The 12,802-nt window shown below is 59.9% G+C and carries 13 protein-coding genes and 3 pseudogenes; 8 read left to right on the top strand and 8 right to left on the bottom strand.

Features of this window, described 5'->3' with window-relative positions:
- The first annotated feature begins 139 nt into the window (after positions 1-139).
- From IVA87_RS11215 to IVA87_RS11190, 6 genes and pseudogenes are all read left to right on the top strand, one after another.
- Positions 140-841: a DUF1236 domain-containing protein gene (locus IVA87_RS11215; protein ID WP_247298039.1), complete on the top strand. Its 702-nt coding sequence runs from the start codon at positions 140-142 to the stop codon at positions 839-841.
- A 94-nt stretch (positions 842-935) separates the two neighbouring features.
- Positions 936-1,067 (top strand): annotated as a pseudogene (locus tag IVA87_RS11210) (Crp/Fnr family transcriptional regulator); the annotation flags it as partial.
- A gap of 292 nt (positions 1,068-1,359) precedes the next feature.
- Entirely contained in the window at positions 1,360-1,494 is a 135-nt protein-coding gene (locus IVA87_RS11205) for a DUF2451 domain-containing protein (RefSeq protein WP_247333572.1), read from the top strand.
- Positions 1,495-1,640: 146 nt separating this feature from the next.
- Positions 1,641-1,889, top strand: coding sequence for a type VI secretion system-associated protein TagO (locus tag IVA87_RS11200; RefSeq protein WP_247298089.1), 249 nt, complete (start codon positions 1,641-1,643; stop codon positions 1,887-1,889).
- 124 nt (positions 1,890-2,013) lie between these two features.
- Positions 2,014-2,256 carry a hypothetical protein gene (locus tag IVA87_RS11195; protein ID WP_247298042.1) on the top strand — a complete coding sequence of 81 codons (243 nt, stop codon included), beginning with the start codon at positions 2,014-2,016 and terminating at the stop codon, positions 2,254-2,256.
- A gap of 43 nt (positions 2,257-2,299) precedes the next feature.
- Positions 2,300-2,494: a hypothetical protein gene (locus IVA87_RS11190; protein ID WP_247333571.1), complete on the top strand. Its 195-nt coding sequence runs from the start codon at positions 2,300-2,302 to the stop codon at positions 2,492-2,494.
- 614 nt (positions 2,495-3,108) lie between these two features.
- Here IVA87_RS11190 and IVA87_RS11185 read toward each other — a convergent pair.
- The 4 genes from IVA87_RS11185 to IVA87_RS11170 all read right to left on the bottom strand — a co-directional run bounded on the left by IVA87_RS11185 (position 3,109) and on the right by IVA87_RS11170 (position 8,217).
- Entirely contained in the window at positions 3,109-4,404 is a 1,296-nt protein-coding gene (locus IVA87_RS11185; RefSeq protein ID WP_247298049.1) for a glycoside hydrolase family 130 protein, read from the bottom strand.
- A gap of 33 nt (positions 4,405-4,437) precedes the next feature.
- Positions 4,438-6,720 carry a glycosyltransferase family 4 protein gene (locus IVA87_RS11180; protein ID WP_247333570.1) on the bottom strand — a complete coding sequence of 761 codons (2,283 nt, stop codon included), beginning with the start codon at positions 6,718-6,720 and terminating at the stop codon, positions 4,438-4,440.
- On the bottom strand, positions 6,717-7,652 hold the full coding sequence (locus IVA87_RS11175) for a class I mannose-6-phosphate isomerase (RefSeq protein ID WP_247333568.1): 936 nt from the start codon (positions 7,650-7,652) through the stop codon (positions 6,717-6,719). The genes IVA87_RS11180 and IVA87_RS11175 overlap by 4 nt, the downstream gene beginning before the upstream one ends.
- Before the next feature lie 385 nt (positions 7,653-8,037).
- Complete coding sequence (locus IVA87_RS11170; protein ID WP_247333566.1) at positions 8,038-8,217, bottom strand: hypothetical protein; 180 nt, start codon at positions 8,215-8,217, stop codon at positions 8,038-8,040.
- 476 nt (positions 8,218-8,693) lie between these two features.
- Here IVA87_RS11170 and IVA87_RS11165 point away from each other — a divergent pair, with 476 nt between their 5' ends.
- Together IVA87_RS11165 and groL are read left to right on the top strand one after the other, a co-directional pair.
- Positions 8,694-9,008, top strand: coding sequence for a co-chaperone GroES (locus IVA87_RS11165; protein WP_247333563.1), 315 nt, complete (start codon positions 8,694-8,696; stop codon positions 9,006-9,008).
- 139 nt (positions 9,009-9,147) lie between these two features.
- Complete coding sequence (groL, locus tag IVA87_RS11160; RefSeq protein ID WP_247333561.1) at positions 9,148-10,779, top strand: chaperonin GroEL; 1,632 nt, start codon at positions 9,148-9,150, stop codon at positions 10,777-10,779.
- A 169-nt stretch (positions 10,780-10,948) separates the two neighbouring features.
- Here groL and IVA87_RS11155 read toward each other — a convergent pair whose 3' ends face one another.
- The 4 genes and pseudogenes from IVA87_RS11155 to IVA87_RS11140 form a co-directional block, all read right to left on the bottom strand.
- Positions 10,949-11,158 (bottom strand): hypothetical protein, encoded by a 210-nt coding sequence (locus IVA87_RS11155; protein WP_247333559.1) that lies wholly within the window; start codon positions 11,156-11,158, stop codon positions 10,949-10,951.
- A gap of 31 nt (positions 11,159-11,189) precedes the next feature.
- On the bottom strand, positions 11,190-11,375 hold the full coding sequence (locus tag IVA87_RS11150) for a hypothetical protein (RefSeq protein ID WP_247333556.1): 186 nt from the start codon (positions 11,373-11,375) through the stop codon (positions 11,190-11,192).
- A gap of 425 nt (positions 11,376-11,800) precedes the next feature.
- A pseudogene (locus IVA87_RS11145) lies at positions 11,801-12,316 on the bottom strand (transposase); the annotation flags it as partial.
- A 110-nt stretch (positions 12,317-12,426) separates the two neighbouring features.
- Positions 12,427-12,802, bottom strand: a pseudogene (locus IVA87_RS11140) (transposase); the annotation flags it as partial.

Raw genomic sequence — 12,802 nt, 5'->3', positions numbered from 1 at the left:
ATCGCCGGTCGGAGCCGTTCACTCCCCATGGCTGACGTTCGTCGGCATCATATTCAAATGAATTGGACAAGATCAGATGAGACATACTTTGAGGACTTCTGTCGCCGTTGTGGCTCTGTTTGCTGCGACCGGTCTTGCGATGGCTCAAGGCGCCAATCAGGGCGCAGCAAAGGGTTCGGAGTCCCCCGCTGCCGTTTCGCCGAAAGCTGAAACCGTAGCACCGATGAATGCACCCGCAGCAAAGGGCCCCCCCACCGCTGCACCCCACGGCTCGCCGGCAGAAGGAATGCCGCAGCATGCACAGGGCGCGCCTGATGCAAAGCACCTCGGCGACGCAAAGGCCGATGGCAAGCCGAAGGCCGCAGAAGGAATGGCCCCGGCTACCGCTTCGAAGGACGTGAAGAATTCGCCTCACGAGACGAAGCCGACCGCGGACAGCAAGACGACTGGCGTGACGAAGGCCGATGGGATGACAAAGGCGCCCGATTCAGCCACCACATCGAAGGACCTGAAGACCCCGACCACCGAGAGCAAGCCTTCGGCGCCCGAAGGCAAGACCACCGGCAATGCCGCGACCACGGCGGTCGCCGCGCCTCCGGCCGAAAAGCGTAGCCAGATCACTTCGGCTATCAAACAGGAGAAGGTCGAGGAAGTCACCAACGTGAACTTCAACCTGTCGATCGGCACCGCCGTTCCGGCAGGCGTCCGTTATCATGCGATACCGAGCCGCATCGTCGAGATTTATCCGGAATGGCGCGGATACGAGTTCATTCTGGTGCACGGCAGGTACGTTATCCTTCGTCCGCACACCCACGAGATCGTCTACATCATCGAAGGTTAAGTCCAGTCCGACCGGTCAGGCGCAAACCCAAAGGGCGGCCCAGCAGCCGCCCTTTTCCGTAGGCGCGTGCCATTTGCACTAAACACCGCTCGAGCAAGGCGATGTAGGAGCTTCGGTCTTTTACATTCAAAAAGACAAAGTGAAGCTAACGGTCGTATTCGAGCAGGAGGCGGTCGTCGCAATTCTCGAGCCCGGCCAATTCTTTGGCGAAGGATGCATGAATGGTCAAGGCACTCGCAAGGACCGTTTTAGAGCTCGCTATTCGCGGGACGCAAGCGTAGGGTCGCAGTATCACCGTCCTTCCCACGGCTTCCACCGGTGACTGAGGGTCACGAGCGCTCCCGCCAAACCAGGAGCCACGTGCATGCCTCGATTTCGTCTGGCCGACTGGGTCGTGCCGCCGGTGATCGTCCCGTTGTTTCTACTGCTCCTGGTGGCAGCTGCGGTTCTTCTACGTGGATAGAGCGCCGCAACTGCAATTTCTGATTAGCGGGCGTGATCAAAGTGGCCACATCAGCTTGGGCCGCGCCACGACGGCGGCTGCTTTGAAGAAGGCGCGGGAGCTGCTGCAGGAAGGCTATTCCGACGTCCGGATATGCACGCCGCAAGGCCGGATTCTGCTCTCGGAAGAGTTCGACCAGTTCGAAGCATGAGGAGAGGCTGGTGCGTCGTCAAACGGCGCGCCCAGAACCCCGTTGCACGAGAATGCCTCGCGGAGGGCGGGCGGGGCGGCAACCGGGCCGGCACGAGGAGAGATCACGGGGCGTTCGGTGTGAACGCCGCCGGGAGAGGTAGCTTGATGAAACTGCTCTCTGTTGTATTGGCGCTCGGCACATTCACGCAGGCCGCGATCGCTGGCGAAACCGACTGCCGGGAGATCGAAAGCACGAGCGGGCGATTGGCCTGTTACGATGCCGCGTTTCCGCCGCAAACGAAGAAGCCAAGTCCTGAGCAAAAGGACGCATCACGTGCTGCTTACACAGACCCGTTCATTGCGGAAGAAGCCCGAACCGCTGCGAAACTGAAGAATATTTGTCGCGGTTGCTGAGCTGTATGACAGGGAGTGCGCGCGAGCCTGAGGACGGTCGAACAAGACCTCGCGATGCACAGCTATGCAGGCGAGGCGTTCGTTTGCAGCCACGTGTTGTCGCGATCGATATTGAGGAACCGCCATGGTCCGCGAAACAACGTACGTCGTGCAGGCGTTCAACGCCGGCAAAGGTGGAAATCTGAAAGCCGACGCTCCCATCGTCTGCAAGTCGCAAAGCGGCGCACTGCGGACGGCAGAGAGACTGGCATTGAGCAAACTCGCCGTCGTTGCTTTTTCGTCCACCGGCGATCCCGAGATGGGTGACTACGATGATGAGCCCACGGTCTTCTTCCGGAAGGGCGAGCTTCCGGCCGGCTTCGACTGAGTCTTTGGGTTGCGCTCGAGCAGATATTGGCACAGGAGCACAGATGAACGAGCGACTTGAAACATTGAAGAAGGCGCGTGATCGCATGCTCGAGGACAGGGACACGCATGCGAAGGTGCTGGCTGCTCCCTTTGATCGTGAAAAGGCGGAGCGAGCCCGGAACAAATTCGTAGAGCTTCAAATGCTGATCGATGCCCTGGATCGCGCAATCAGCGCAGAAAATCCTGCCTCGGCATAAGGCGGAAGCTCCTGAAGGCGGGGCTGGCGGACATTTTTCCCGGAACCGTAGTCGCATGCCGACGGCCGCAGGACGTCGAGGCTGAGCAGCGTGATCTCGTCCACGCGAGTGCCTGAGACGGCTCGATTTTTCGGTCAGCTGGCGCGGCCAGCATCGGCTCCCTGAAGGGGGCGACGGTCCGCTTAGCGAACAGGGATGTCAGCGTGCGGCGCTGCACCTCCGGCTTCGTCCAACGCTCAATGCCCCTGATGCGAACCTTTCTGGCGCGTGCTCAGACCAATGGATAACCGAGATTTTGCTAGTGCCCTCTCGGGGCTGGAGAAGCGCCGTCCGTCGTTATTTCAAACGGGCGGCGTACTTTTTTGAGGGCCTAATCTGCCGCCGCACCTGAGCGCTAGATTAGGATGAACGGTCATCGCGCTTTAGGTTGTTGTTTGAGCATGATCTTTTCGGAAAGCCGCTACGCACCTTCAGGATCATGCTCAAACCTTTGGATCCGAAGCGGACTTGGCCCGGAGCCGCATTATACGTCGGCTGTCGCCAATTGGACCATGGATGTGCCCCTGCGATGCCGGCTCAAGCCGCCTCCGGTACGAAATGGTTTGCCCGCTCCATCAGGACATTGCTTGCAGCAGGGCCGCGATCTTGATCGTGGCAAAGTTGGAATAAGTGTCGGAGACGGCGTAGGGCAGAATAATTTGATCACGGTGCCGCATCGCCCCACAGGTGTAGACCACATTGGGAACGTAGCCCTCTCGGTCGGAGGCCTCCGGATGCAGCAAAGGTTCGCAGGCACGGCCTAGCACCCTGGAGGGGTCCTTCTTGTCGAGCAAGGCAGCGCCGATCGAATACTTTCGAACCGGGCCAACGCCGTGCGTGAGCAACAGCCAGCCTTCATCGAGTTCGATCGGTGATCCGCAGTTTCCGATCTGCACAAATTCCCAGGGAAACTGCGGCTTCAGGATGGCTTGACCGCCGTCCCATTGGTGCAGATCGTCTGAATAGATCAAATAGAGGTTCTCGTTGTCCTGGCGGGCGATCATGGCGTATTTGCCGTCAACCTTGCGGGGGAACAACGCCATCCCCTTGTTGCGCGCCGCGGCCCCTTGCAACGGGGACATCCGAAATGACAAGAAGTCGCGCGTTTCGATCAACTCCGACCGTATCGCTCTGCCCGTATAAGCGGTGAACGTCGCGTAATATGTCTTGCGATCACCATCGATGAATTCGACGAAACGGGCGTCTTCGATGCCTTGAGATTGTGAATCCGTGACAGGAAATATCACGCGTTCACTGATGTCTTGTTCTTCTTTGAATGTGATTTCAACCGTTTCGCCTGAGGATCCGGGTATGCGAGGTCCGACTCGGGGGCTGGAGGCCAGTCGCGCGGTTGGATCGACCGCCAGGCTGCCGTCGGCTGCGATGGTGCCGGTGCGAAATGTCAGTGAAGATACGTGCCCTTCGCCAACGGCCCGGAGACTGAGAACAAAGCGCAGGCCGTCTTTCGGCGCACCCGACTGGTCGGGATGCGGTACGATGCTGGGATTGAACAGGGCAGACGCCTCGAACGAATATTCGTTCAGGAAATAAGCCCCAATCAACTGGCGCTGAATGGTCGAAAAAGTGCCGTGAGCCGCCAACGCCCGTTCCATCTCATCGGCGCGGAACTCGAACGTTTCTAGCAGGTTGCGATGCCTGCCCTGAAAGTTCACCAATACGTCTGCCAACAGGCTGGCGGTGACTCCCGGGTCAAGGGCCAAAACGCGTTCGACGATATGGTTGGCGCGCGTCTTGTCGGTCGGGTTGAGATCGCGCGGCTCTGTTGCCGGCTTGAACGGGCGAACGATCACACGCGTAGGGTCGGGGCGCAGATGGAGCGCTTGCCGATGCAGGAAACTGGCTTGCGACAAGATGTCCTCGGGTCGTTGGAGAGGTCAGTGAACTCAGACGCCGATGACGCGAAGCGTCGCCGGCGGCGTCACGCTGACATTGACGCGCGCGAGCTGACGAATATCGGCAAGACCGAGCAGATAGGATACGACGGATTCGCCGCCGCGGTTTTCGTTGGCGCGGTCGGGGTGCAATCCATCCCGGCAACTGCCGGTCTCGGGGTCGACGAGCGCGATCGACAAATCGTTATGACCAAGAAACCAGGCGAAAACGTTGCTCGCGATCGCTTTCCACTCGGCATCACCTTCCGCACGCCAGGCAGTCAGGCAAGCTGCGATCGTTGCCGTTGCCTCTACCGGCTGCTGGTCGAACGCGCGAGGCGCTTGGCGCGGCTCACCGAAGCCGGCAGTGCCAATGGGGCGGAAATGTCCGGTCGAAGCCGTTTGCTGCGTCATCAGCCAACGCAAGGATCGCAATCCGGCAGCGAGGTAATCGGGGGCTTGCGTGGCCATGCCCGTAAGAATCAGGGCTTGCGACAGGCGCGCATTGTCATATGCCAAGCTCTCCTCGAACCACGTCCAGTCCGGCGTCTCGACGGAAGCGAACGCCGCCATCAACCTATCGGCCAGAGCATGCCGGATCTCCCGGGCGCGCGCATCATCGCGAATAGCGGCGCAATAGCCGTCCAGACCCAGCAGGGTGAACGCCAACGCGCGAGGCGAACCAAAGGCCTCGACGACGGGGAGTGCCTCGGCAAACAAGCCGGCAGCCCATCGGCGTCGCGACGGGCTTGCATCCCTGCGTGCGCACTCACCCAGCGCCCATAGTGTTCGCCCATGACTGTCCTCGGAGCCCCGGTCTTCGAGCCAGCTTCGATTGAAGCCCATGAAATTGCGAAACCGTCTTGTGTCGGGATTCCACGCATGCTGAACGAACGCGGCAAAACGGGCCGTCAACCCTTCGGACAGACGCGTCTCGCCGGGATTGTTGAGGGCGCACGCCAGCAGCAAGGCACGGGCATTGTCATCCACGCAATAGCCGTGAGCCCGATCTGGCACCGAATGGACAGCGTGCTGGAACAGGCCGGTATCGTCGCACATCGAGAGAAAGTGATCCAGTTGCATATCAGATGCCGCCGGGCTGTGCGCGACCGCGACCGGCCCGGTACGTGCCGCTACCTTGAGCCAGTCACCATGACGCGCATTCTCGAATGTAGCTATATAACGCTCGGCCGTGCGCTCCCATGTCATCGATCGGCTGATGGCGTAGGCGCGCTCGCGCATCGCCTGCCGGCGAGGGGCATCGGTGAGCAATTGCGCGATTTCCTTGCCGACTGCGACCGCGTTGCCGAAGGGAACAATCACGCCGCGGCCGTCGCCCAGCAACTCAAGCGCATGCCAATACGGAGTCGAAACGACCGGCTTGCCCAAACCAAAGCTGTAGGCCAGCGTCCCCGACGTCATCTGCGCTTCATTGAGATAGGGCGTAACGTAGACGTCGCTCATGGAAATGAATTCCAGCAACGTCGCCTGATCGACGAATTGGTCGAGGAACACGACGTGGTCGTCGATGCCAAGCTCGCGCACGCGCGTCATCAGACTCTCGCGATACGCTTCGCCCTGGTCGCGCACGAGATTGGGATGCGTCGCCCCGAGCACGACATAGACCGCGTCCGCGCGACGTTCCAAGATCAGAGGCATCGCGTCAATCATGACCTCAATGCCCTTGCTGGGGGACAGCAGCCCAAACGTCAGAATGACGGACCGACCGCTGAATCCGAGCTTTGCCTTGGCTGCGTCAGGTTCGGCGAACGGAAAATCGGGGATGCCGTGGGCAATAACCTCGATCTTGTCGTCCGGCACGCGATAGACGCTACGCAACATCTCGCGTCCCTTGTTCGCCATCACGACGATCTTCGAAGACGCCTCGACAAGGCGCTCCATCACCGCACGCTGGGCGGCGGTTGGCTTGGCCAGAACCGTGTGCAGCGTCGTGATGACGGGCATGCTGAGGCCCGAAAGCAGTTCAAGGATGTGAGCGCCGGCTTCACCGCCGAAGATCCCGAATTCATGTTGCAAGCAAACGACGTCGAACCGGCCCGCGTTCAGGAAGGCCGCGGCACGGACATAATCTTCAACGGTGTCATCCTTGATCTGCAAGGCGACGGAGGCGGGATAATCATAGGCCTGTCCGTGGTCGTTCATTGCAATGATGCTGACCTCCATGTCCGGGCGCGAATCCGAAATCGCCCTTTCCAGATCGGTCGTAAACGTCGCGATGCCGCAACGGCGAGGCAGCGAATTGCCGATGACGGCGATGCGGCGAAGCGGTGTCAAGTTCGCGCCTCGACGCTGCCCGCAAATTGCCGAACTGAATGCGTGGCTGGATGAGTAGGCTTGACCGGCTGCTCACCGAGACTCTGCAACAGAGAATCGATCGGGCGGCTGGCGGGATACGCAATCAGCGCGCTCAGACCATTGTGGCCAACCTCGATGCTGTTGCGGCCGCCACCAATGAAGATGGCTTCCCCGATCGATGCCGCGGTCAAACCAACTGCAGCGTGTCCGTCGAGTATGAGCATCCAGGTCTCCGGTTCAGCAAGCAGCGCCCAGCTTGAACCTTCGGGAAGTTCAACGCGCTCAAGCACGAAATGCTTGCTCGCGAGGAGAAGGGTCCGATTAGCGGTAACGGCCGTCGGTTTGCCTTGCGTTGGAAGCGGCCATGGATGGGCAACGGCGACGCCATTGTCTTCGTGCAACTCACGCTGCCGACCATAGTCGAACAGGCGGAATGTTGCGTCGCTGCGTTGCTGAATTTCTGCGAGCACGATGCCGGCGCCGATGGCGTGGATGGTGCCGGCCGGGATATAGATGACATCACCTGCGGCAACCGATCGCCAGTGAAGGAGTTCGGCGATCGAACCGTCCTGGATCGTTGTGCGCAATTGCTGCGCCGTTACCTGATGTTTTAATCCAGCGCCGATCTGCGCGTCGGGCTGAGCCGAGAGGATGTACCATGCCTCGCTCTTGCCGTTCGGCATACCCATCGCGCGCGCGAACGTGTCGTCTGGATGAACCTGGATGGATAAGGGTTCGCTGGTGAACAACAACTTGAGCAGCAAGGTGGGCGTGGGCGCGTTCTCGTCGGCGCGCTCGAACCACAACTCGCCGACGGCACCACGAGACCCGTCAATATTGCTCCAGGGTCTGAGATCGCCGACGCCCCAGGGCTTGTGGACGATCCGCACGGCGGCATGTTCGATGGGCATAGGTGATCCTGACCCCTGACGCACACGTGCTGGCGACGTGCCGTTGATCGATTTCGTCGATAGGATTTGGCGTGGCTAAGGCGTCGCGCATCCGGATAGGCGCTCAAGGCGCTCGGATACTGAGTTCCTAAGTGGCTACTCCACCGCTCGATTACAACCTCCCGCAGGGCGCTTTGCTCCAGTAGCGTCGGTCTCGTTAGCTGCACACCGTTCTCACAGCCCATTCAAGGGCCAAAAAATGCCTGGCTTCCAGAATAGAAAGCCGCACGCGGACCGCAAGGTTCGAGTCGGGCCGCAACAGTAATGAGCACTTCGTGAATTGAAGTCTCTCCCGGTCCACGCAGCGGGCACATGGTGCATTACGCCGCGGACGCTGAGATGCAGATCATTTCCGTTTGGCGGCCGACGGAGGATTGATTTCCGCGATCCGCCGCAGGCAATCGGCCTCCGACTCGTGAGGACCGGACACAAATGTTCCACTGACTTTGATCGAATACCATCCAGACACCACGCCCAGCCGAACGGATTCTTCCAACTTGACGTGCCGCGGTGAGAGATTTTGCATAAGCTGCTTTCTGTTGAGAACCCGACATAGGCTCCTATTCTTCGTCACCGGCTCGTGCCAGCTCGGCTCTCGCCGTCGAGCGGCGAGAGTGCCGAGGCGACCAGAGTCGGGGCGCGCATATCGGTCGGCGCCAGATTCGCGCAAAGGTCGGGCACGTAGTGCGCGTTTGTCGCCGTCTCGGGCTTATGATGACGAGAACCGCGAGATCGACCAGAGTCTCGCGACGAGACCCGCTCGCATCGTCGCATTGCGCATCCGCGAGCGACAGCGCGGACGCACAAGAGTAAGTCGTTGTTCGGCCTCTAACGCACCGTGCGCGCTTTCCCGACAAATAGCTATCGGTTTCTCACGCAGACACGCTCGCTGCCGAATATCGCTCCGGCAATGCCTTGTATGTCGCTCGCGCGGACATAGTTGCAGAAGGTTGGCAGTCTCGAGATTCGACTGCTAGGGCTGAAAATAGAACAGAGGGCACTATGAAATTTCGTCCGCTCCATGACCGAGTGGTGGTCAAGCGCATCGACGCCGAAGCAAAGAGCAAGGGCGGCATCATCATTCCGGACAATGCAAAGGAAAAACCCTCTCAGGGCGAGATCATGGCCGTGGGTGCGGGAGGCCGCGACGAAGCGGGGAAGCTCATCCCCATCGACATCAAGGTCGGCGACCGCGTGCTGTTCGGCAAATGGTCCGGCACCGAAGTCGTGCTCAATGGCGAAGACCTCCTGATCATGAAGGAGAGCGATATCATGGGCGTGCTCGAAGTCAGCGAGTCCAAGAAGAAGGCGGCGTAATCTGCCGTTGTCCGATCCCGTCCTGAGTAGCCGGCGCAGTCGGCCTCTCGCAGGACGAGGTTCAAGCCTACCTGATGATCTCATTGCCCAGACGTCCTTCGGGACAGTCGCATGAGCATCCGTTCCCAAGGGGATCATAATGTCCGCCAAAGAAGTGAAATTCGGCGTCGACGCGCGCGACCGCATGCTGCGCGGCGTCGACATTCTCGCCAACGCCGTCAGGGTGACGCTCGGCCCGAAGGGCCGCAACGTCGTGCTCGACAAGTCGTTCGGCGCTCCCCGTATCACCAAGGACGGCGTCACCGTCGCCAAGGAGATCGAACTTGAGGACAAGTTCGAGAACATGGGTGCACAGATGGTGCGCGAAGTCGCCTCCAAGTCCGCTGACGCGGCCGGCGACGGTACCACGACCGCCACTGTTCTGGCGGCCGCGATTGTCCGCGAGGGCGCAAAGTCGGTTGCGGCTGGCATGAATCCAATGGACCTCAAGCGCGGCATCGACCTCGCGGTGGAAGCCGTGGTCGCCGACCTCGTCAAGAACTCCAAGAAGGTGACGTCGAACGAGGAAATCGCCCAGGTCGGCACCATCTCCTCGAATGGGGACTCCGAGATCGGAAAGTTCCTGGCCGATGCCATGAAGAAGGTCGGCAACGAGGGCGTGATCACCGTCGAGGAAGCCAAGTCGTTGGAGACCGAACTTGAGGTGGTCGAAGGCATGCAGTTCGATCGCGGCTACATCTCGCCTTACTTCATCACCAACGCCGACAAGATGCGCGTGGAAATGGATGATGCCTACGTCCTCATCAACGAAAAGAAGCTGTCGCAGCTCAACGAGCTGCTCCCGCTGCTCGAAGCGGTCGTACAGAGCGGGAAGCCATTGGTTATAATCGCTGAGGATGTGGAGGGCGAAGCGCTTGCCACCCTGGTCGTGAACCGTCTGCGCGGCGGCCTCAAGGTCGCGGCCGTCAAGGCTCCCGGCTTCGGCGATCGCCGCAAGGCCATGCTGCAGGATATCGCGGTCCTGACCGGCGGCCAGGCGATCTCGGAAGATCTCGGTATCAAGATGGAGAACGTGACGCTTGCAATGCTGGGTCGCGCCAAGAAGGTGATGATCGACAAGGAGAACACCACGATCGTCAGTGGCGCCGGCAAGAAGGCGGACATCGAGGCGCGCGTCAATCAAATCAAGGCGCAAATCGAGGAGACCACCTCGGATTACGATCGCGAGAAGCTGCAGGAGCGTCTCGCCAAGCTCGCGGGCGGCGTCGCGGTCATCCGCGTTGGCGGCGCGACCGAGGTCGAGGTGAAGGAGCGCAAGGATCGCGTTGATGACGCGATGCATGCGACCCGTGCGGCCGTCGAAGAGGGCATCGTACCCGGTGGCGGCGTCGCCCTGCTCCGTGCTTCCGAGCAGCTCAAGGGCCTGCGGGCCAAGAACGACGACCAGAAGACCGGCGTCGAGATCGTGCGCAAGGCACTGTCCTACCCCGCTCGCCAGATCGCGATCAACGCCGGCGAAGACGGCTCGGTGATCGTCGGCAAGATCCTGCAGAGCAAGACATACGCCTACGGGTTCGACTCTCAGACAGGCGAGTACGTCAATTTAATCTCGAAGGGTATCATCGATCCGACAAAGGTGGTGCGTGTGGCCATCCAGAACGCCGCGTCTGTTGCGGCGCTCCTGATCACCACCGAAGCGATGGTTGCCGAAATCCCAAAGAACACCGCGGCTGGCGGCATGCCTCCTGGCGGGGGCGGCATGGACTTCTAAGTTCACCCTCAGCCTTATAACGGAGGCCCGGCAGCAATGCCCGGGCCTTTGCTGCATTGATTGGTCGACTTTCATTCGCCTCGGGGACGCCCGGACGCCATAAGAGCGAGGTGCCGAAAGCTTCAACGTGACTTCGGCAAGGTCTACCCGTGCAGAAGTTCGTGCGAGATTACTTCTTCTTCGCTTTGGGTTGTTTCTTTGGCACCGGGCCCGCCGCGGCTTCCCGTGCCAGCCGCTCTGCCTTCAGCCGCTCTCGATTCGCGAGCGCGTGCTCGGACATCGCCTTCTCCGCCTCGACGTGGCGGAAGGCCTTGCGTGCTTCACGCTCCGCTTTACTGATTGGTTTGGTCGGTTCGTATTCACCAACTGATTTTGTCATCTTTTCCGATCTGATGCTTCGCTCGAATGGGTCAATTCTTGCTTTTGAGCTCGGCATCTCTCGCCAGGCGCTCGGCCCTGAGACGTTTATGGTTTTCCTGAAACTCTGGATCGGCGTGGCTGTCGGCTATCGTTTGCCGCGCCCCAACGGGGTTTCGCGCCTTTCGGTCCGCTTCGTCAGCGACCTGTTGCTCGGCGGAGCGCTTCCGTTGGGTCATTGCCAGATCCTTGCACCCAAGATTGATACAGGGGTACCCAAATCATTGGCTACCCAAATCATTCGTGGGGCCTGTGATAGGTCGCCCACGCCGCGATTTAAAGGCTGCAGTGCCTGGACGCCATTGTGGCACAGCATGCTCCACGCTAGAGCAGCGGATACCGTATCAAGAGCAAGTCGGAGAATATCGAGCGAATCGTAACGGAAGATCAACTGTCGTACTCTCAGTGATCTAGCTAGCACTACTTTGGCAGAATCTATTTGCGCCAGTGTTTTTCAAGGATTTGTTTTCGGCAGTATGGACACGAGACGGCGGCCGAAGGATGAGATCGACGATGGCGTGACGTACGGCGGGCATGGTTGGCTGAGGCGGAGGCCCGTTGATTCTTTTTTTCCGCCCCGCGTGTGCGAGGCGACGATGCTGCGAGCGCGCTTCAAACGAGACACGTCGCTTGTCCAACTGTCAGGCAGAAAGAGACGTAACGCGACCATCACTGGCACTTCGCCGCGCGCAAGCGTCAAAGACACCAGCGTTTGGCAATTTGCCGTTTTGCCAAGAGCCGACGCGTATTGAGCCGCAACACCAACCGAGCGTTCGCCCTTCTTCGGCAGTGACGTGTCATCAATAACGAGCACCGCATCGCTACCGCCGACAAGTCGGTCCGCCTGGTTGAGCAGCTCCGTCTCCAGCGGCGTCGCGTCCCAGACACCGTCCGCAATGAAATGGTGCAGCTGGTCGTACTTGCCCGCGGCAAGGCGCTCCGCCATCGGCTGAACGCTCTTGCGGTCGCCAGGACCGATCAGTCCCGCAACATACAGAGGACACATCCGCTGCCGAGTCTTATGACCCAGCCGGTCCAAAAACGGCATCAGCCAGCGTTCAAGTTCGTCTTCCCATCCCGCCATGGTCAGCCCTCCAAGAGCCGACCACCCATGAATCATTGAAAAATTGATTCGGGAATCCTATAAAGCACGGCAAAACCAACAATCTGCCAAAGTAGTGCTAGCACTACTTTGGCAGAAATGGTTTGTGCTGCAGTTTTGCACGGATACGTCTTCTGCAGTAGGGGCATCGCTGCGATCGCTGCCGTAGGATGAGATCGACGATGGCGTGACGTACTGCGGGCATGGTTGGCTGAGGCGGAGGCCCGTTGATTCTTTTTTTTCCGCCCCGGGTGTGCGAGGCGACGGTATTGCAAGAAGGCGTAGGCGATCATGGTCATTAGTCCGTGACGATGAAGACCTTGCCATGATCGCCCTTCGAAGTGATCAAGTCCAAGCTCCTCTTTCAACTGCTGATGCGCCTGCTCGCAGATCCATCGTGCTTTTATGGTGGCGGCCAGTGTGCGCAGATCCGTCGACGCAGGCAGGTTGGCCAGATAGTATTTTTTCTCCCCTGAGGCACGTTGCTCGCCAATGAGCCAGGCT

The sequence above is a fragment of the Bradyrhizobium sp. 147 genome (assembly GCF_023073935.1).
GTDB lineage: Bacteria > Pseudomonadota > Alphaproteobacteria > Rhizobiales > Xanthobacteraceae > Bradyrhizobium.
Note: the sequence above shows the minus strand (reverse complement) of the source record. Positions and strands in the feature narration are given on the sequence as shown.

Excerpts from the sequence above, each read along its gene's own strand:
- IVA87_RS11215 (WP_247298039.1), top strand. The coding sequence starts at position 140 with ATGGCTCAAGGCGCCAATCAGGGCGCAGCAAAGGGTTCGGAGTCCCCC.
- IVA87_RS11200 (WP_247298089.1), top strand. The coding sequence starts at position 1,641 with ATGAAACTGCTCTCTGTTGTATTGGCGCTCGGCACATTCACGCAGGCC.
- IVA87_RS11195 (WP_247298042.1), top strand. The coding sequence starts at position 2,014 with ATGGTCCGCGAAACAACGTACGTCGTGCAGGCGTTCAACGCCGGCAAA.
- IVA87_RS11190 (WP_247333571.1), top strand. The coding sequence starts at position 2,300 with ATGAACGAGCGACTTGAAACATTGAAGAAGGCGCGTGATCGCATGCTC.
- IVA87_RS11175 (WP_247333568.1), bottom strand. The coding sequence starts at position 7,652 with ATGCCCATCGAACATGCCGCCGTGCGGATCGTCCACAAGCCCTGGGGC.
- IVA87_RS11170 (WP_247333566.1), bottom strand. The coding sequence starts at position 8,217 with ATGCAAAATCTCTCACCGCGGCACGTCAAGTTGGAAGAATCCGTTCGG.
- IVA87_RS11165 (WP_247333563.1), top strand. The coding sequence starts at position 8,694 with ATGAAATTTCGTCCGCTCCATGACCGAGTGGTGGTCAAGCGCATCGAC.
- groL (WP_247333561.1), top strand. The coding sequence starts at position 9,148 with ATGTCCGCCAAAGAAGTGAAATTCGGCGTCGACGCGCGCGACCGCATG.
- IVA87_RS11155 (WP_247333559.1), bottom strand. The coding sequence starts at position 11,158 with ATGACAAAATCAGTTGGTGAATACGAACCGACCAAACCAATCAGTAAA.
- IVA87_RS11150 (WP_247333556.1), bottom strand. The coding sequence starts at position 11,375 with ATGACCCAACGGAAGCGCTCCGCCGAGCAACAGGTCGCTGACGAAGCG.